General features: G+C 73.0%; 17 protein-coding genes. 9 read left to right on the top strand and 8 right to left on the bottom strand.

The annotated features are described in order from the left end of the window. Positions 1–13 precede the first annotated feature (13 nt). Complete coding sequence (locus ACIF6F_RS01080) at positions 14–616, top strand: hypothetical protein (protein ID WP_399939401.1); 603 nt, start codon at positions 14–16, stop codon at positions 614–616. Between the two features lie 84 nt (positions 617–700). Here ACIF6F_RS01080 and ACIF6F_RS01075 read toward each other — a convergent pair whose 3' ends face one another. After that, complete coding sequence (locus ACIF6F_RS01075) at positions 701–937, bottom strand: hypothetical protein (protein WP_399939399.1); 237 nt, start codon at positions 935–937, stop codon at positions 701–703. Positions 938–995: 58 nt separating this feature from the next. On the opposite strand from ACIF6F_RS01075, the gene map reads away from it, so the two are divergent. Next, positions 996–1,853: a type I methionyl aminopeptidase gene (map, locus tag ACIF6F_RS01070; RefSeq protein ID WP_399939396.1), complete on the top strand. Its 858-nt coding sequence runs from the start codon at positions 996–998 to the stop codon at positions 1,851–1,853. Between the two features lie 49 nt (positions 1,854–1,902). Here the strand turns inward: map and ACIF6F_RS01065 are convergent, their stop codons facing one another. Further along, a complete protein-coding gene (locus tag ACIF6F_RS01065) occupies positions 1,903–2,562 on the bottom strand; it encodes a PhzF family phenazine biosynthesis protein (RefSeq protein WP_399939393.1) in 660 nt (219 codons plus the stop codon). 331 nt (positions 2,563–2,893) lie between these two features. Between ACIF6F_RS01065 and efeO the strand changes: the two genes are divergently transcribed. From efeO to ACIF6F_RS01045, 4 genes are all read left to right on the top strand, one after another. Continuing rightward, on the top strand, positions 2,894–4,036 hold the full coding sequence (gene efeO / locus ACIF6F_RS01060) for an iron uptake system protein EfeO (RefSeq protein ID WP_399939392.1): 1,143 nt from the start codon (positions 2,894–2,896) through the stop codon (positions 4,034–4,036). Positions 4,037–4,099: 63 nt separating this feature from the next. Further along, positions 4,100–5,401, top strand: a complete 1,302-nt coding sequence (gene efeB / locus ACIF6F_RS01055; RefSeq protein WP_399939389.1) for an iron uptake transporter deferrochelatase/peroxidase subunit — start codon at positions 4,100–4,102, stop codon at positions 5,399–5,401. 22 nt (positions 5,402–5,423) lie between these two features. After that, positions 5,424–6,389, top strand: a complete 966-nt coding sequence (efeU, locus tag ACIF6F_RS01050) for an iron uptake transporter permease EfeU (protein WP_399939387.1) — start codon at positions 5,424–5,426, stop codon at positions 6,387–6,389. Next, positions 6,295–7,266 (top strand): hypothetical protein, encoded by a 972-nt coding sequence (locus ACIF6F_RS01045; protein ID WP_399940500.1) that lies wholly within the window; start codon positions 6,295–6,297, stop codon positions 7,264–7,266. Before efeU ends, ACIF6F_RS01045 begins: the two co-directional genes overlap by 95 nt. Positions 7,267–7,311: 45 nt before the next feature. Here the strand turns inward: ACIF6F_RS01045 and ACIF6F_RS01040 are convergent, their stop codons facing one another. Both ACIF6F_RS01040 and ACIF6F_RS01035 read right to left on the bottom strand, forming a co-directional pair. Next, positions 7,312–8,196 carry a PhzF family phenazine biosynthesis protein gene (locus ACIF6F_RS01040; protein WP_399939384.1) on the bottom strand — a complete coding sequence of 295 codons (885 nt, stop codon included), beginning with the start codon at positions 8,194–8,196 and terminating at the stop codon, positions 7,312–7,314. 107 nt (positions 8,197–8,303) lie between these two features. Continuing rightward, the gene (locus ACIF6F_RS01035) at positions 8,304–9,065 is read right to left on the bottom strand and encodes an SDR family oxidoreductase (protein ID WP_399939381.1); all 762 of its coding nucleotides are present in this window, start codon (positions 9,063–9,065) and stop codon (positions 8,304–8,306) included. A gap of 106 nt (positions 9,066–9,171) precedes the next feature. Between ACIF6F_RS01035 and ACIF6F_RS01030 the strand changes: the two genes are divergently transcribed. Both ACIF6F_RS01030 and ACIF6F_RS01025 read left to right on the top strand, forming a co-directional pair. Then, positions 9,172–10,524 carry a multidrug effflux MFS transporter gene (locus tag ACIF6F_RS01030; RefSeq protein ID WP_399939378.1) on the top strand — a complete coding sequence of 451 codons (1,353 nt, stop codon included), beginning with the start codon at positions 9,172–9,174 and terminating at the stop codon, positions 10,522–10,524. Between the two features lie 9 nt (positions 10,525–10,533). Then, positions 10,534–11,523: a small ribosomal subunit Rsm22 family protein gene (locus ACIF6F_RS01025; RefSeq protein ID WP_399939376.1), complete on the top strand. Its 990-nt coding sequence runs from the start codon at positions 10,534–10,536 to the stop codon at positions 11,521–11,523. Positions 11,524–11,542: 19 nt separating this feature from the next. Here ACIF6F_RS01025 and ddaH read toward each other — a convergent pair whose 3' ends face one another. From ddaH to ACIF6F_RS01010, 3 genes are all read right to left on the bottom strand, one after another. Further along, the gene (gene ddaH, locus ACIF6F_RS01020) at positions 11,543–12,352 is read right to left on the bottom strand and encodes a dimethylargininase (RefSeq protein ID WP_399939374.1); all 810 of its coding nucleotides are present in this window, start codon (positions 12,350–12,352) and stop codon (positions 11,543–11,545) included. Between the two features lie 631 nt (positions 12,353–12,983). Beyond that, complete coding sequence (locus ACIF6F_RS01015) at positions 12,984–13,859, bottom strand: alpha/beta fold hydrolase (protein WP_399939371.1); 876 nt, start codon at positions 13,857–13,859, stop codon at positions 12,984–12,986. A 679-nt stretch (positions 13,860–14,538) separates the two neighbouring features. Next, entirely contained in the window at positions 14,539–15,231 is a 693-nt protein-coding gene (locus ACIF6F_RS01010) for an iron dependent repressor, metal binding and dimerization domain protein (protein WP_399939369.1), read from the bottom strand. A 187-nt stretch (positions 15,232–15,418) separates the two neighbouring features. On the opposite strand from ACIF6F_RS01010, the gene ACIF6F_RS01005 reads away from it, so the two are divergent. Further along, on the top strand, positions 15,419–16,174 hold the full coding sequence (locus ACIF6F_RS01005) for an SIS domain-containing protein (protein WP_399939367.1): 756 nt from the start codon (positions 15,419–15,421) through the stop codon (positions 16,172–16,174). Between the two features lie 76 nt (positions 16,175–16,250). On the opposite strand, the gene ACIF6F_RS01000 is transcribed toward ACIF6F_RS01005, so the two are convergent. Beyond that, positions 16,251–17,522 (bottom strand): PAS domain-containing protein, encoded by a 1,272-nt coding sequence (locus ACIF6F_RS01000; RefSeq protein WP_399939364.1) that lies wholly within the window; start codon positions 17,520–17,522, stop codon positions 16,251–16,253. Positions 17,523–17,809 lie beyond the last annotated feature (287 nt).

The following is a 17,809-nucleotide window of genomic DNA, read 5'->3' as shown; positions in this document are numbered from 1 at the left end:
AGGATGCGCGTTCATGGATGCCGTACGTGTCGCGCTGCTGCGCGAGGTCCTCGCCGGGACCGAGTGGCCGGGCGCCGCCCGGCGGTTCGCCGTGGCCCTGCGCACCGCGCTCGTGCCGTCCGGCGGCGGGCTGCTGCTGGTGGGGACGGAGGCGTACGAGCCCTGGCACCTGGCGGCGCACCTGGTGGACGAGGCGGCCTGGTCGGGGCTGCCCGAGCTGGCGCCGACGCTGGTGCGGCACCGGGTGCAGCCGGGCGAGCCGCCGCACCTGTCGGTGGGCCTGGGCCGGCTGGAGGCGGCCGGGCGGGGCGAGACGCTGCTGGTGGTGGCGCCGGAGGAGCCGGGCGAGGGGCTGCTGGAGCGGGTACACGACGCGCGCCGGGCGGGGGCGACCGTACTGTCCCTGGACGGCGGGGACCGTGAGCTGGGGGCGCTGGCGCACGACGCCCTGTCCGTGCCGCCGGCGGCCGGGCTCGACCTGGACACCGTCCAGCACCTGGTGAGCGCGGCGGCCGGGGAGAACAGCCTGCCGGTGCAGCGCACGCCGCTGCGGTTCCGGGACCGGCTCACCCGGATGGCCGACCAGCTGACCGCGCCGCCGCCGAGCCGCTGGTAGCGGCCCGCGGCCCCGCCGGCCCGGGCGGGGCCGCGGGCCGGAGCCGGGGTGCCGCGGGCCCGCTCCGAGGCGTCGACCCTTGTGTCAGGTCGCGGTGCCCTCTCCCTCTTCCCGCGACCTGTCGTTCCACTTCGGGTCGGTCTGCCACTCCAGGTTGCGCTCCTGCGCGGTCTCCATGGCGTGCGACGCCTCCTCGGGGGTGGCGTACGGGCCGAAGCGGTCCTTCGCGGGGCACTCGGGCCCCTCCTCGACCTTCTTGTGGACGAGGCAGTAGTACCACTCGCCGGGCTTGCCCACCTGGCGCTTCTTGAACAGGGCCATCTGCGGCTCCTCTCTCTGCCGCCATGCTGCCCGATCCCCGCTGGATACACTCGCTTGCATGTCTGGCCAGTCGCTGCTCGTCCCAGGGGAGCTCTCTCCCACCCGTTCCGTCCCCGGCAACATCCGGCGCCCCGAATACGTGGGCAAGCCCGCGCCGAAGCCCTACAAGGGACCGGAGGTGCAGACCGCCGAAACGATCGAGCTGATGCGCATCGCCGGCCGCATCGCCGCGCAGGCGATGGCCGAGGCCGCGAAGCTGATCAAGCCCGGGGTCACCACCGACGAGCTCGACAGGGTGGCGCACGAGTACATGTGCGACCACGGCGCCTACCCCTCGACGCTGGGCTACCGGGGTTTCCCGAAGTCGCTGTGCACCTCGGTGAACGAGGTCATCTGCCACGGCATCCCGGACTCGACCGTCCTCCAGGACGGCGACATCGTGAACCTGGACGTCACGGCGTACATCGGCGGCGTACACGGCGACAACAACGCCACCTACCTGTGCGGCGAGGTGGACGAGGAGTCGCGGCTGCTGGTCGAGCGCACCCGCGAGTCGCTGGAGCGTGCCATCAAGGCCGTGAAGCCGGGCCGCCAGATCAACATCATCGGCCGGGTCATCGAGTCGTACGCCAAGCGCTTCGGCTACGGCGTGGTCCGCGACTTCACCGGCCACGGCATCAACTCGTCGTTCCACTCCGGCCTGATCATCCCGCACTACGACAGCCCCCACGCCACCACCGTGATCCAGCCCGGCATGACCTTCACGATCGAGCCGATGCTCACGCTGGGCACCCACGAGTACGACATGTGGGCGGACGGCTGGACCGTGGTGACGAAGGACCGCAAGCGGACCGCGCAGTTCGAGCACACGCTGGTGGTCACCGCGACCGGTGCGGAGATCCTCACGCTGCCCTAGCGTCCTGCCGGCAGACGGCCGGGAGGGGGTGGCGCCCCTCCCGGCCCTCCTACTGCTCCACCGGGGCGAAGCGGACCCGGCCGCCGATCTCGACGGTGCCGTCCGGGCCGGGGGCGGTGAGGATCTGCGAGCCCCTGCCCTGCGTGATGTTCAGGGCGCGGTTGAGCTGGGCGGTCAGCAGCAGCGCCGCCGAGCCGGTGGCCTCGTCCTCCGCGATGACGCCGTCGGGGCGGCGCGGGAAGCCGCGGGCCCGTACGCGGCCGGCCGCCTCGTCCTCCCAGGCCCACGCGTACAGCCAGCCCTCACCGGGCGGGGGGCTCGGCAGGGCCTCGACCTCGGCGACGGTGGCGTACTGCTGCGTCCGCTTGTCCTCGACCCACTCGGGGCGGGCGGTGATCCAGGTGAACTCGCCGTCGTCGCGGGCCCAGACCTCTCCGGCGGGCGGGTTCAGCAGTTCGATGTCGAGCAGCCACGCGAGCCCGACCAGCGGGTGACCGGCGAAGGACATCCGCACCCCGGGGGTCCAGATGTCGACGACGCCGCGCTCGGGGTCGTCCACGAACACGGTCTCGCTGTAGCCGAGCTCGGCGGCCAGGGCCTGCCGGGAGGCGGCGTCGGGATGGCGGCGGCCGTCGCGGACCACACCGAGCGCGTTGCCGTGGCGCCCGTCGGCCGCGCAGAACACCTTGAGCACGTCGAGATCGTTCACGCGGGCATTGAAGCACGGGGACGCGCGGCCACCAGGGGGTCCGCCGCGGAACCTTTGGCTCCGGCAGGGGGACGGGTCGCCGGATCGTGATCCGCCGGGGCGTTCCGGCGTACCGAACGGTAACCTCCGCGACGCCGCCGCTTGACCCTCCCTTTACCCCTCAATGGGGCCTTCGTGGAGCGGCCGTGACGGCCCCGTGTCCGGGCCCGTGCGGGTGTTAGACGAATCACTGGACGGGCGGGTATGGGTGAGGTAAGCCTCGGTTAAGTTAGGTCCGCCTCATCGGCCTGCCTCACCCCGAGGCGGTCCCCTGACCCCGTCTGGAGCCCGTATGCGACCCGTCCGCTTCTCCGTCGTCACCGCTGCCGCCGCCGCGGCCGCCCTGACCGCCGTCACCGGCTGCGCCGAGAAGACCGACGCGAAGGGCGAGGGCGGCATCAGCGTGACCGCGACCGACACCGCGTGCGAGGTCTCCAAGAAGGAGTTCCCCGCGGGCAAGGTCGTCCTGGAGGTCGAGAACAAGGGCTCCAAGGTCACCGAGGTCTACGTGCTCTTCCCGGACGACCGGATCGTCACCGAGCGCGAGAACATCGGCCCCGGCACCAAGGCCACCATCACCGCCGAGATCAAGGCCGGCGACTACGCCATCGCCTGCAAGCCCGGCATGAAGGGCGACGGCATCCGCCAGGCCGTGAAGGCCACCGGCAAGGGCGCCACCGCCGTCAAGCGCAGCCCCGAGCTGGACGCGGCCGTGGCCGAGTACCGCAAGTGGGTCCAGCAGCAGGCCGACGAGACCCTCCCGAAGGTCAAGGTCTTCACCGACGCCGTCAAGGCCGGTGACATCGAGGCCGCGAAGAAGGCGTACGCCGACTCGCGCATCGGCTGGGAGCGCACCGAGCCCGTGGCCGAGTCCTTCGGCGACATCGACCCCAAGGTCGACGTCCGCGAGGACGGCCTGGAGGCCGGCCAGGAGTGGACCGGCTGGCACAAGCTGGAGAAGGCCCTGTGGGCCGACAAGAAGATCGGCGACGCCGAGAAGAAGCACGCCGACACCCTGATCGCGGACCTGACCGACTGGCAGAAGCGCGTCGGCACGGCCGAGATCACCCCCACCTCGATGGCCAACGGCGCCAAGGAGCTCCTCGACGAGGTCGCCTCCGGCAAGGTCACGGGCGAGGAGGAGCGCTACAGCCACACCGACCTGGTCGACTTCAAGGCCAACGTCGAGGGCGCCCAGAAGTCGTACGAGCTGCTCAAGCCCGTCGCCGCGAAGAACGACCCGGCGCTCGCCGCCGAGCTGGACAAGCAGTTCGCCGCGATGACCACGCTGCTCGACAAGTACCGCGCGGACAAGAACAGCTACGTCTTCGTCTCGTACGACACGGTCGGCAAGGACCAGCGCAAGGAGCTCTCCGACGGCGTCAGCGCCCTCGGCGAGCCGCTGTCCAAGCTCGCCGCCGCGGTCGTGAAGTAGCCCGAGCCCGCGTCCTCACGTCCAGTGTCCAGGGGGTGCAGCCCGATGTCCGGAAAGCCTGAGATGAGCGAAGAGAGCACCACGGTGTCCACCGAGCCCGAGTCCGCCGCCGCGGCCGCGGCCGAGCCCAGCGGCCCCTCCCGTCGGTCCGTCCTGGGCTGGGGCGGCGCGGGCCTCGCGCTCGGTGCCGCGGCCGCGGGCGGCACCGCCGCCGCGCTGGCCGGTTCGGGCGACGCCGTGCCGGCCGCCCTGACGGGCGCCGCGGTGCCCTTCCACGGCGCCCACCAGGCGGGCATCGCCTCGGCGGTCCAGGACCGCCTGCACTTCGCCGCCTTCGACGTGAAGACCACGGACCGCGCCGAGCTGGTGCAGCTCCTGAAGGACTGGACCCGGGCGGCCGAGCGGATGACCGCCGGCCTCCCGGTCGGCGAGGGCGCGGTCGGCGGTCTCCCGGAGGCCCCGCCGGACGACACCGGCGAGGCCCTCGGCCTGAAGCCGTCCCGCCTCACCGTCACCATCGGCTTCGGCGCCTCGCTCTTCGCCAAGGGCCGCTTCGGCCTGGAGGGCAGGCGCCCCGAGGCCCTGGTCGACCTGGAGCTGTTCCCCGGCGACAACCTGGACCCGGCCCGCTCCAACGGCGACCTGTGCATCCAGGCCTGCGCCGACGACCCGCAGGTCGCCGTCCACGCCATCCGCCAGTTCGCCCGCATCGGCTTCGGCAAGGTCGCGGTGCGCTGGTCGCAGCTCGGCTTCGGCAAGACCTCCTCGACCACCCCCGAGGAGCAGACCCCGCGCAACATGATGGGCTTCAAGGACGGCACCCGGAACATATCGGGCACCGACACCGCCGCCCTGGAGAAGCACGTCTGGGTCGCCCCGAAGGACGTGCCGGGCGAGTCGGCCTGGCTGGCCGGCGGCTCGTACCTGGTGGCGCGCCGGATCCGGATGAACATCGAGACCTGGGACCGTACGCCGCTCCAGGAGCAGGAGGACATCTTCGGCCGGGACAAGGCCGAGGGCGCCCCCGTGGGCAAGTCCAACGAGCGTGACGAACCGTTCCTGAAGGCGATGAAGCCCGAGGCGCACGTCCGCCTCGCGCACCCCGACAGCAACAACGGCGCGACCATCCTGCGCCGCGGCTACTCCTTCACGGACGGCACGGACGGGCTGGGCCGCCTCGACGCGGGCCTGTTCTTCCTCGCGTACCAGCGGGACGTGCGCAAGGGCTTCATCCCGGTCCAGCGCAGCCTCGCGCGGGCCGACGTCCTGAACGAGTACATCCAGCACGTGGGGTCGGCCGTCTTCGCCGTTCCGCCGGGCGTCCGCGACAAGGACGACTGGTGGGGCCGGGCGCTGTTCTCCTGACGAGCGCGGGGAGGGAACCGGCGTGTTCAGCAACTACCTGATCGGCCTGCGCGAGGGCCTGGAAGCCAGCCTGGTCGTCTGCATCCTGGTCGCCTATCTGGTCAAGACCGGCAACCAGGGCAAACTGCCCGCCATCTGGACCGGTGTCGGCATCGCCTGCGCCATCAGCCTCGCCTTCGGCGCGGGCCTGGAGTTCGGCAGCCAGGAGCTGACCTTCGAGGCGCAGGAGGCCCTCGGCGGCACCCTGTCGATCGTCGCGGTCGGCCTGGTGACCTGGATGGTCTTCTGGATGAAGCGCACCGCGCGGCACCTGAAGGCCGAACTGCACGGCAAGCTCGACGCCGCGCTCGCCATGGGCACCGGCGCGCTCGTCACCACGGCCTTCCTGGCCGTGGGCCGCGAGGGCCTGGAGACCTCCCTCTTCGTCTGGCGCTCCGTGAAGGCCGCCGGCGACGGCACCAGCCCGCTGGTCGGCGCCCTGCTGGGCATCGCCTCCTCGGTGGTGCTCGGCTGGCTGTTCTACCGCGGCGCACTGAAGATCAACCTCGCGAGGTTCTTCACCTGGACCGGCGGCATGCTGGTCGTGGTGGCCGCGGGCGTGCTCGCGTACGGGGTCCACGACCTCCAGGAGGCCAGGTTCGTCGGCGGCCTCCAGGACAAGGCCTTCGACATCAGCACGGCCATCCCGCCGGACAGCTGGTACGGCACCCTTCTGAAGGGAACCTTCAATTTCCAGCCCGACCCGACGGTGCTTCAGGTCACGGTGTGGGCGCTCTATCTGATCCCGGCGCTCGCTCTGTTCCTGCTCCCGGTAGGGTTCGGACGGTCGGCGGGGGCGAAGGAGCAGAAGAGTAGCCATGAGCAGGCTGAGCAGGCTGAGGCGGCCGGGGGCGGTGACGGCCGCGACGGCGGTGCTGGCGCTGACGGCGAGCGCGTGCGTGACGGTGCACGGGGCGGAAGCAGTCGTTCCGTCGGCGACGAAGGCTGAGGCCGCGCAGGCGCTGACGGACTTCCTCGCCGCCTACAACCGGGCCGAGAAGGTCTACGACGAAACGCTCATCGCCTCCTCGGTGACCGGCCCGTACGGCGACGCCAAGAAGGCCAACCTGCGCGCCAACAAGGCGCTCAAGCCCGGCGGCAACACCAAGTTCAAGCCGCTCCAGCTGACCGACGTCGCCTACACCATCCCGAAGAAGGCCGGCTGGCCGCGCTTCTTCATCGCGGACACCGACAGCAACAAGGACGCGGGCACCGACAAGGCCGACAGCCGGGTCGTGCTCACCTTCGTCAAGAGCGCCCCCCGGCAGCCCTGGCAGGTCGCGTACGTCTCCGTGCTGATGCCGGAGGAGGTGCCGGTCTTCAGGACGGACAAGGACGGCTGGGCCGAGCCGGTGGACCCCGCCGCCAAGGACGTGGCGATACCCCCCGGCGAGCTGAGCAGGCGGTACGCCGCCTACCTCACCGACGGCCGGCCGAACGGCTTCGCGCCGGGCAGCCAGACCACCGGCCGCCGCGCGGTCCGGGCCCGCAACGCGGAGCGGCAGGGCCTGACCACGCGCTGGGTCGACCGGGCCGCGGACACCGGGTCCTACGCGCCGCTCGGCCTGCGCACACAGAACGGCGGGGCCTTCGTCTTCTTCGCCTCCCGCCACTTCGAGCAGCAGAAGATCGACAAGTCGGTCAAGGGCGCGAAGCTGCCGCTGACCTCCGGCGTGAGGGCGATCATGACCGGCACGGCGGACGACACGCTGGTGCGCGAGTTCGTCTCGGCCCAGACCGTCTCCCTGCCGCCGGCCACCGAGACCAACCCCCGGGCGCTGTTCCTCAGCCGCACCCAGGGGCTGGTGGTGGCGAAGGGCTCGTAGGCCCCGGTCCGTCGGGCGGAGCCGTCCGACGGACGGCCCGTTCCCTCAGGCGGCCGGGATGCGGGTGCCGGTGCCGGAGACGCGTACGCGCGGGTCGCCGGCCAGCAGCGAAACCGTCAGCTCCCCCGGCCGGCCCATGTCCGCGCCCTGGTGCAGCGTGAGCACCGCCTCCTCGCCGACCAGGCCGTGCTCCCGGGCGTACGCGCCGAAGGCGGCCGCCGCGGCCCCCGTGGCCGGGTCCTCCACGACACCGCCCACCGGGAACGGGTCCCGTACGTGGAAGACGTGGTCCGACTCGCGGTACACCAGCTGCACGGTGGTCAGGTCCAGCCGCAGCATCAGCGCCTCCAGCCGCCCGAAGTCGTAGGACAGGTCCGCGAGCCGCTCCCGGGTGCCGGCGCCGAGCACCAGGTGCCGGGCCCCCGCGTAGGCGATGCCCGGGGTGAACGCGGGGTCCAGGTCGGCCGCCGGCCAGTCCAGCGCGGCGAGGGCCTCCGCGAGGTCGTCGGCACCGACAGCCTCCACCCGGGGCTCGACGCTGGTGAGCGTGGCCCGGTAGCGGTCCGCGCCGTCCGCGGTCACGGACACCGGCACCGTCCCGGCGCGCGTGGCGAAGAGCAGCTCGCCGGGGCCGGTCCGCTCGCCCAGCGCGACGGCGGTGGCCACGGTGGCGTGCCCGCAGAACGGCACCTCCGCCTTCGGGCTGAAGTACCGGATCGTGAAGGCGCGGCCCGGCTCACCGGCCAGCTCCGCCGGCGGGGGCGTCAGGAAGGCGGTCTCGCTGTAGCCCAGCGCGGCGGCGGTCTCCAGCATGGCGGCGTCGTCCAGGCCGGACGCGTCGAGCACCACACCGGCGGGGTTGCCGCCCTCGGGGTCGGCGGAGAAGGCCGTGTAGCGCAGCACCTCGGCGGATGCGTCGGAAGTCGTCATGATCGGGCCAACTCCGGTACCGGCCGCGGCATTCCCCGGCCGGGCCCCGGCGCCGTCCGGCACCGCCCGTACCGCCGGAGTCGCGGGCCCGGCGGGCAGGGGGCGTCTCAGCCGCGCCCGATGAACGGCATGTTCGTCGCCATCACCGTGGCGAACTGCACGTTCGCCTCCAGAGGCAGCTCCGCCATGTGCAGCACCGTGCGCGCCACGTCCGCGGCGTCCATCACCGGCTCGACCGCGAGCTGCCCGTTGGCCTGAAGGATGCCGGTCTGCATCCGCTCGGTCATCTCGGTGGCCGCGTTGCCGATGTCGATCTGCCCGCAGGCGATCCGGTACGGGCGCCCGTCCAGGGACAGCGACTTCGTCAGCCCCGTCACCGCGTGCTTGGTCGCCGTGTACGCCACCGAGTGCGGGCGCGGCACCTGGGCCGAGATAGACCCGTTGTTGATGATCCGGCCGCCCTGCGGGTCCTGCTCCCTCATCTGGCGGAACGCCGCCTGGGCGCACAGGAACGCCCCGGTCAGGTTGACGTCCACCACCGTGCGCCAGTCCTCGTACGACAGCTCGTCCAGCGGCACCCCGCCCGGGCCGAAGGTGCCCGCGTTGTTGAAGAGCAGGTCGAGCCGCCCGTACCGCTCGCGCACCGCCGCGAAGAGGGCGGCCACGGACGCCGGGTCGCTCACGTCGGCCGGTACGCACAGCACGTCCGCCGTCTCCCCGGCCGCCCGCGCCGTCTCCTCCAGCGCCTCGCGCCTGCGGCCGGCGAGCGCCAACGACCAGCCGGCCGCCGCAAGCGCGAGCGCCACGGACCGGCCGATGCCGGAGCCCGCGCCCGTCACTACAGCGATTTTCTTCCGAGGTGCGTTCATGAGGCCGCAATGTACGTGACCTGAAGTCCGGACCCACGGACGTTCCACAGGCTGAGAGCATGGGTGCCGTCCCGGGTGACGCGTGTACACGAGACTTGGAGTTCGCATGACGGAGAGCGGCCGCCCCACCGTCCCCGCCGAGGAGATACCCGGTGGTCCCGCACCACGGGAACCCGCACCCCCGGAAACCCCCGCCGGCCCCGTCGGTGCCTTCGCCCCCGCACCGGCCGCCGGGCCGCCAGTGGCGCGCCGCACCCCGCTCCTGGTGGTCCTGATCCTCGGCGGGCTCGTCGCCCTGACGCCCCTGTCGATGGACATGTACCTGCCCGCCCTGCCGGAGATCGCCGGCGCCCTGGGCACCCCCGCGGCCACCGTCCAGCTCACCCTCACGGCCTGCCTGGCCGGCATGGCACTGGGCCAGCTGGTCATCGGCCCGATGAGCGACAAGTGGGGCCGCCGCCGGCCCCTGCTGACCGGCATGGCCTTGTACGTGGTGGCCACCGCGGTCTGCGCGCTGGCGCCCAGCGCGGAGCTGCTCATCGGCTTCCGCCTGGTCCAGGGCCTGGCCGGCTCCGCGGGCGTGGTGATCGCACGGGCCGTGGTGCGCGACATGTTCGACGGGGTCGCGATGGTGCGGTTCTTCTCCACCCTGATGCTGGTCTCCGGCGCGGCGCCGATCGTCGCGCCGCTGATCGGCGGCCAGGTGCTGCGCTTCTCCGACTGGCGGGGCGTCTTCGTGGTGCTGACGGCCGTCGGCCTGGTGCTGACCGTGCTGGTCTGGCGGCTCCTCGACGAGACCCTGCCGCCGGAGCGGCGGCAGGCCGGCGGGGTGGGTGCCACGCTGCGGGCGGTCCGGGGGCTGCTGGCCGACCGGGTGTTCACCGGCTATACGCTGGCGGGCAGCTTCGCGTTCGCGGTGCTCTTCTCGTACGTCTCGGCCTCCAGCTTCGTGGTGCAGGAGATCTACGGCGCCTCCGCGCAGACCTTCAGCCTGCTGTTCGGGCTCAACGCGATCGGCCTGATCACCGCGGGGCAGGTCAACGGCAAGCTGCTGGCGGGCCGGGTCAGCCTCGACAAGGTGCTGGCCGGCGGCCTCGCGGTGATCACTCTCGCCGCGACGGCGCTGCTGCTGATCACCACCGGGGTGTTCGGCGAGGTGGGCCTGGCCCCGGTGGCCGGCTGCCTGTTCGTGCTGATGTCGGCCCAGGGCGTGGTGCTGCCCAACACCAACAGCCAGGCCCTGCTGCGGGCCCCGCACGCCGCCGGCTCCGCCTCCGCGCTGCTCGGCAGCAGCTCGTTCCTGGTGGGCGCGGTGGCCTCGCCGCTGGTGGGCATCGCGGGCGAGCACACCGCGGTGCCGATGGCCGTCGTCCAGGTGGGCAGTGCCCTCGCGGCGGTGGCCTGCTTCGTCTTCCTGTGCCGCCCCGGGCGGAGCCGGGCGCAGGTGGCAGCGGCTTAAACTCTCCGGGTGAACGCCTCTGTCCCCACCGCCGACGCGCTGCGCGGCGCGCTCGCCGGCCTCCTCGACGGACTTCCGCCGAAGCAGGCCACCGCCGCCGTCGACCGGCTGATCGCCAACTACCGGGGACGCACCCCGACCGATGCGCCCGTGCTGCGCGACCGCTCCGACGTGGTCGCGTACGCGGCGTACCGGATGCCCGCGACCTTCGAGGCGGTACGGGCGTCCCTGGCCGGCCTCGCGGACGCGGCCCCGGACTGGTCCCCCGCCACGCACGTGGACGTGGGCGGCGGCACCGGCGCGGCGACCTGGGCGGTGGACGCCGTCTGGGAGGGGCCGCGCGAGACGACGGTGCTGGACTGGGCCGAGCCGGCCCTGGCGCTGGGCCGGGAGCTGGCGGGGGCCGCGCCCTCGCCGGTGCTGCGGGGCGCGCGCTGGCAGAAGGCCGTGATCGGTACGGCGCTGAGCCTGCCCGAGGCGGACCTGGCGACCGTCTCGTACGTACTGGGCGAGCTGACCCCGGAGGCCAGGGCGGCGGTGGTGGCCGAGGCCGCCCGCCGCGCCCAGGCGGTGGTGGTCATCGAGCCCGGCACCCCCGAGGGCTACCTGCGCGTCCGGGAGGCCCGGGACCGCCTGATCGCGGCGGGCCTGCACGTGGCCGCGCCCTGCCCGCACGACGGGGCCTGCCCGATCGTGGTGGGCGAGGACTGGTGCCACTTCTCGGCACGGGTCAGCCGGTCCTCGCTGCACCGCCAGGTGAAGGGCGGCTCGCTCGCGTACGAGGACGAGAAGTTCAGCTACGTCGCCGCCACCCGCTTCCCGGTGGCCCCGGCCACGGCCCGGGTCACCCGGCGGCCGCAGATCCGCAAGGGCCTGGTCCTGCTGGACCTGTGCGGCCCCGACGGGCTGGCCCGGCAAACGGTCTCGAAGCGTCACGGTGCGCTCTACAAGTCGGCGCGCGACGCCGAGTGGGGCGACGCCTGGCCCCCGGCGGAGTAGGCCGGGGGCCGGGCCGGAGCTACATCCGGAGCTCCTGGGTGCAGCACTTCACGCTGCCGCCGCCCTTGAGGAGTTCGCCCAGGTCCATCCCGATCGGCTCGAAGCCCCGGGCGCGCAGGGGCTGGTACAGGCCCACCGCCGCCTGCGGGAGCAGGACGTGGCGGCCGTCGGAGACCGCGTTCAGACCCAGGGCCGCGGCGTCCTCCTCCGTCGCGATCAGTGCGTCCGGGAAGAGGCGGCGGAGCACGGACCGGCTGCCGGGCGAGAAGGCCCCGGGGAAGTACATGACCTCGTCGCCGTCGAGCACCGAGAGCGCGGTGTCCAGGTGGTAGTAGCGGGGGTCGACCAGGTCGAGCCCGATGACGGGCCGGCCGAAGAACTCCTGCGCCTCGTCGTGCGAGAGCGGCGAGGACCGGAAGCCGCGCCCGGCGAGTACGTACGAGGCGGTGACGGCGAAGTCGCCCTCCCCCTCGTTGACGTGGGACGGCTCGTGGATCTCGGTGAAGCCGTTGGCCCGGAACCAGTCCAGGTGTTCCCGGGCCTCGGCGGACCGCTCGGGGTAGGCGAAGCGGGCGCCGAGGACGCGGCCGTCGATGACGGTGGCGCCGTTGGCGGCGAAGACCATGTCGGGCAGGCCGGGGCGCGGTTCCAGGAGCTCCACGGTGTGGCCGAGCGCCCGGTAGCGGTCGCGCAGGTCTTCCCATTGGGTCAGGCACAGTTGCAGGTCCACCGGCTTGTCCGGGTCCATCCACGGGTTGATGGAGTAGGTGACCCTGAAGTGCGTGGGTGGGCACATCAGGTACCGGCGGGGTGTGGCGTCTCTGCGCAAAGAGGGCTCCTCACGGGACACGACGACCGCGCCGCCGGGTTGGGCGACGCGCGAAGAGAATCGTCTCTCCTGAACGCGCCCGGCGCATTGAACTGATCGGGTGGTTTAGGCGACGCCACCACGAAATGCCCGCACAATGCGCGAAGTCTCCGCTAACGGGGCGGGTGCCGGACGCCCACCGCTCACCCCGCCGACGCCCGACGCCCAACGCCCGATACCCCATGCCCCATGCCCCATGGACGGTAGGACCGGCGCGGCCGCCACTCCCCCTTGGCTGCCCTGGTGGGTGGTGTGGTGTGTGGGGAAGGTGCTTGAGGCGTCGTGGCAGGCTGGTCCGGAGGCAGGCCCGGGCCTGGGGTGGCCGAAGGCCAGGGCGAAGCCCCTTGCCCCAGGGGTGGGCCTGCCGCTGGGCCTGCAGGCCACGACGCGTCAAGCACCGACGGGACCCACACACCACACGACCCACCACCCAAAGCTCCGGTGGCCGAGAACCGTACCCAGAAGCAGCCCGACCCCGCCGGAGCCCAGCCCGCGCACACCCGGGCGGGCGCACCCGCCCACCCCGCCCGAGCTACTCCCACCCCGCCCGAGCTACTCCCACCCCGCCCGAACCACTCCCACCCCGCCCCAACTACTCCCGCACCGGTGCCGGCAGCTCCGCCAGGAACGGTTCCACCGCGGCACGCCAGGCGGCCGGCTGGTCCCAGTGGACGAGGTGACCGGCGTCGGGGATCTCGGCGTAGGCGCCCAGGGGGAGGACGCGGACCATCTCCTGGGCCTCGGCCCGGCCCAGCTCGCCGTCGAGGCCGCGGACCACCAGGGTCGGGCAGCGGACCTGGCCCAGCTCCTCCCAGTGCGCGTCGTGCACCCAGGTCTCGCGGGCCCGCAGCATCTGGCGGCGGGAGAAGACGGGTCGCCAGCCGTCGGGGCCCTCGGTCATCACCTCGGCGAAGAACTCGCCGCGGGCCGGGCTCGGGCGCTCCACCCAGGGGTCGTCCTCACCGAACCACTTGCGCACGTCGCCGAGCGTCGCGAAGGGCAGCGGCCAGCTGCGGAACCAGTCCTCCCACTCCCGCTGGGAGGCCGCGCCGAGCGCCGTGGCCCGCATGTCGCAGATGACCAGGGCCTGGACGAGGTCCGGACGGCGGGCGGCCAGCTGCCAGGCGGTCAGGGCGCCCATGGAGTGGCCGATGAGGATCACGGGAGCGAGCCCGAGCTGCTCGATGGCCGCCTCGGCGTCGCGGATGAAGGCGTCACGGGAGTACGGGCCGTCCGCGGGGCGCTCGCTGCGACCGTGGCCGCGCTGGTCCAGGGCCACCGCGCGGTGGCGGTCCGCCAGCCAGCGGGCGGTGCCGGCCCAGTGGGAGGCACGCCCCATCAGCCCGTGCAGTAACAGCACCGCCGGTTCCGCCGGGGCTCCGCCGTCGGCGTCCTTGGGCGGGTCAGCGAACTCCCAGGCGGCGAGCCGCACACCGTCGGCTCCCGCCACATCGATGCGCCGTACCACCGTCGATGCACCCCCTTCGCTCCGCGCCAGACTATCGAACCTGCATTCGAAAACGGGCGTCTCCCCGGCAACACCGCTCTTTCGAGTGACCTTCCTCAAGGATTGGCGGCCGCTGCCGAGGGGAGATCTTCATCGGGAGGCGGGCCGCTCGGGGAAGACGGTCCGAGGGGATTGACCCTGAGAGCTCGGGGCTCCGGGTCAGCAATGGGGAGGACGGGTCCCGGCGTCGCAAGGCGCCGGGACCTTCCCGTGCCGGGGCGCGCCGGGCGCGCGGGGCCGGGCACATCGCATCGCCCCCTCCCGCAGTTGCCTGGGGCAAGCCTGGCACGGGAGTCGCGCGGTCGCTTCCATTCCGAGGGATTAGCCGGAATTCGACATGGCGGACCCGGGGCCTCCCGGCGGTTGCCGGGGGCGGATGGGGTCAGCGGGGCCTGAGAGGTCGTCCGGGGCCCCGGATGGCGGGCCCGGTCGGCCCGGGGAGTGGGCCAGATGGGCCCGAATGCGGATGGGCCCGAACGGCCCGGATCGACACAAACAGCCCGGATCAACCCGAACGACCCAAATCAGCCCGCAAAGGGCGCGTACGCCCCGGTGGTCCTGGGGGCGGCCCGGCGCGCACGAGGTGCGGGCAGGACACGGCACGGGTTCCGCACCCGGGACCGGTGGATGCCGCCGCGGGCTACCGCTTGGCGACGAAGACGTGCGACGCGGTGTCGTCGTCCAGCTCGGCGGCCTCGCCGCCGCTGCCGACCAGCACGCCGCCCGGCGACTCGGTCACGCTCACCACGGCACCGGGCTGCACGCCCGCCCGCCGCAGCGTGTACATCAGCTGGGCGTCGGTCTGGATCGGCTCGCCGATCCGGCGGACGACCACCGTCTTGCCGTCCGGGCCCGGCTGAAGCTCGCCCAGGCTGACCATGCCCTCGTCGAGGAAGGGGTCCGCCTCGGCCTTCTCGCCCAGCTCCTCCAGCCCGGGGATGGGGTTGCCGTACGGCGACTCGGTCGGGTGGCGCAGCAGCTCCAGCACGCGCCGCTCCACCGCCTCGCTCATCACGTGCTCCCAGCGGCAGGCCTCGGCGTGCACCTGCTCCCACTCCAGGCCGATCACGTCGACCAGGAGGCACTCGGCCAGCCGGTGCTTGCGCATGACGCGGGTCGCCAGGCGGCGGCCCTCCTCGGTCAACTCCAGGTGCCGGTCGCTGGCGACGGCCACCAGGCCGTCACGCTCCATGCGCGCGACCGTCTGGCTGACCGTGGGACCGCTCTGGTCAAGCCGTTCGGCGATGCGGGCGCGCATGGGGACCACACCTTCCTCCTCCAGCTCGAGAATGGTGCGGAGATACATCTCCGTGGTGTCGATCAGTCCGGACATCCGTGCCCCTCAATATCGTGCGCTGGCCCTGTCCCCAATTCTGACGCATCACGCCGACAACCGTCCCGTGCCTGAGCGCGCGGCCTCCCACCGACACGGTTGACCGGCTATTGACAGGCCACTGGTCCAGACCGCACGGTGATCCGCGGACACGGACGCACCCCGACTTCTGGAAGGGCCCTCGGCGATGAGCGAGAGCAAGCTGGCCGGTCAGTTCTTCGACGCCGCGATCGGTCTCCTACAGCGGGTCCGCGACGAGGAGTCCGCGCACATCGCCGCCGCCGGAGAGCTGATCGCGGACGCCGTGGCCTCCGGCAACCGCCTCTTCGCCTTCGGCGCCGGACACTCATCGCTGCCCGCGCAGGACGTCGTCTACCGGGCCGGCGGCCTCGCGCTGATGAACTTCCTCGCCGTGCCCGGCACCGCAGGCGTCGACGTCATGCCGGCCACGCTCGGCAGCGCGTTGGAGCGGGTGGACGGCCTGGCGAGCGCGGTGCTCGACTCCAGCCCGGCCGCCGCGGGCGACGTACTGGTGATCATCTCGCTCTCCGGGCGCAACGCGCTGCCCGTCGAGATGGCGATGAACGCGCGGGCGCTGGGCCTCAAGGTCATCGGCGTGACGTCCGTGGCCTACGCGACCGAGACCAGGTCCCGGCACGTGTCCGGCGGCTTCCTCAAGGACCACTGCGACATCGTCCTGGACAGCAAGATCGCGGTGGGCGACGCGGAGCTGGCCCTGGACGGGATCGACGCGCCCTTCGCACCCGCGTCCACGGTCGTCACCAGCGCGATCATGCAGTCCGTGATGGCCGCCGCGGCGGGCTCGCTGGCCGAGCGGGGCATCGAGCCGCCGCTGCTGCGCTCCGGCAACGTCGACGGCGGCCACGAGTGGAACGGCCGCGTGATGACGGAGTACGGCGACCGCATCTTCTACCGCCACTGAGCGGCCGGAGGATTCCGCCGGTCCGGCCCTCGGAGAGTCCGCCGGTCCGGCCCGGCCGCGATCTGCCGCCCCCCCTCTAGTCCGCGGTGACGCCCGCCAGGGAGAGGTCTGCGGCCACCCTGGCGGCGATCTCCTCCGCGTAGACCGCGTCCGGGCGCTCGAACGCCGGGCGCGACGGGGCGCGCAGGAAGGTGAGCACGCCCAGGGTCCGGCCGCGGCTGCGCAGGACCGTGCACAGGCCGTGGGCGACGCCGTCGGGCCAGCCGGACGGCAGCCGCGCCGGGGCGCTGACCCGTACCGAGCCGACCCGGTCCAGGGCCTGGAACGCCGGGTGCCCCGCCTCGTACCTGGCCGGCAGGCCGCCGGTGGAGGTCAGGCCCGGCGGCGAGGTGGCCGAGCGCACCAGCCGGTCCCCCACCGCCAGGTCCACCAGCGCGTGGTCGGCGAACCCGGCCAGCGAGAAGTCCAGCCGCACCGCCACCGCCTCGGCCGGGTCCTCGCACTCGGCGGCGGCCCGCGCCGCCCGGTGCAGCTGGTTGGCCCGGAAGCGCAGCTGCGCGGTGTCCAGCTCGGTCTGCCGGGCCTCGGTGATGTCCTGGAACAGCCAGGCCACGCCCAGCGGCACCGGCTCCTCCCCCAGCGGCGAGGCCAGCCGCAGGAACCCGGAGCGCCAGCAGCGGCGGCGTACGCCCTCGGGCGTCTTCACGGACACCCACAGCTCCGCCGGCGGGGGCGGCGCGCCCTCGGCCAGCACGTGCTGGATGGCGCCCTCCAGCTCCTCCACGCCCTGGGTCAGCAGCTCCCCCAGCGGCCGGCCGAGCAGCACCGTCCGCCCGGCCCCGAAGGCGCGGGCCGCGTGCGCGTTGACCACGGCGGGCCGCAGGTCCACGTCGACCAGGACCACGCCCCACGAGGCGTCGTCCAGCAACGCCTCGCTCAGCGCGATGGAACGCTCCAGGTCGATCTGGGTGTGCACCTCGCTGAAGGCGCAGTAGACCCCGGCCGGCTTCCCGTCCGCGCCGGGCACGCGGGCCGACTGGGTGCGTACGAGGACCCGGCCGCCGTCCTTGGTGACCAGGGCGAACTCGTGCACCTGGCGGCCCGGAGCGTCCATCGCGGACATCAGCCGGCGCTGCACGTCCTCCGCGTCCGCCGCTCTGGCGGCCCACCCGGCGAAGCCCCGCCGTCCTACCGCCTCAGCGGCGGTCCACCCCAGGATCCGCTCTGCCTCGCGGTTCCAGTGGGTGATCACGCCGTCGGCGTCGAACGCGCACAGGGCGGCGTCCATGCCGTCCAGTAGCGCGGCGAGCAGATCGTCGGCGGTCTCACTACGTCCGGAAGCACTCACCTGGCACCCCCTGCAGGTGTTCGCGTGTGCGGCACGTCAGATCATTCAACTCCAACGTGACGCAGCCCACACGGGGTTCTCGGAAAAGAGCCGGGTCTATTAATCGGTTGCGGCGGTTCCGAGGGGCTCCTAGCGTGTGGGGCACACGAGAAGGGAGGTGGTTCCGGAAATGTATGGCAACCGGACGCGTGAGGTGGCTGCGGGCTAGCGCCCGTCGTCGCACGCACCCAGTGTGCTCGCCGGCGTCGTAGCGTCGGCCAATCCCGAGCAGTCACCCGACCCGCGGG

It is taken from the genome of Streptomyces sp. NPDC086023 (assembly GCF_044540325.1).
Taxonomy (GTDB): domain Bacteria; phylum Actinomycetota; class Actinomycetes; order Streptomycetales; family Streptomycetaceae; genus Streptomyces.
Note: the sequence above shows the minus strand (reverse complement) of the source record. Positions and strands in the feature narration are given on the sequence as shown.

What these genes read in the sequence shown, in the direction of transcription:
- ACIF6F_RS01040 (WP_399939384.1), bottom strand. Translation starts at nt 8,196, where the DNA reads ATGACGACTTCCGACGCATCCGCCGAGGTGCTGCGCTACACGGCCTTC.
- efeO (WP_399939392.1), top strand. Translation starts at nt 2,894, where the DNA reads ATGCGACCCGTCCGCTTCTCCGTCGTCACCGCTGCCGCCGCCGCGGCC.
- ACIF6F_RS01010 (WP_399939369.1), bottom strand. Translation starts at nt 15,231, where the DNA reads ATGTCCGGACTGATCGACACCACGGAGATGTATCTCCGCACCATTCTC.
- ACIF6F_RS01005 (WP_399939367.1), top strand. Translation starts at nt 15,419, where the DNA reads ATGAGCGAGAGCAAGCTGGCCGGTCAGTTCTTCGACGCCGCGATCGGT.
- efeB (WP_399939389.1), top strand. Translation starts at nt 4,100, where the DNA reads ATGAGCGAAGAGAGCACCACGGTGTCCACCGAGCCCGAGTCCGCCGCC.
- ACIF6F_RS01035 (WP_399939381.1), bottom strand. Translation starts at nt 9,065, where the DNA reads ATGAACGCACCTCGGAAGAAAATCGCTGTAGTGACGGGCGCGGGCTCC.
- ACIF6F_RS01080 (WP_399939401.1), top strand. Translation starts at nt 14, where the DNA reads ATGGATGCCGTACGTGTCGCGCTGCTGCGCGAGGTCCTCGCCGGGACC.
- map (WP_399939396.1), top strand. Translation starts at nt 996, where the DNA reads ATGTCTGGCCAGTCGCTGCTCGTCCCAGGGGAGCTCTCTCCCACCCGT.
- ACIF6F_RS01075 (WP_399939399.1), bottom strand. Translation starts at nt 937, where the DNA reads ATGGCCCTGTTCAAGAAGCGCCAGGTGGGCAAGCCCGGCGAGTGGTAC.
- ACIF6F_RS01030 (WP_399939378.1), top strand. Translation starts at nt 9,172, where the DNA reads ATGACGGAGAGCGGCCGCCCCACCGTCCCCGCCGAGGAGATACCCGGT.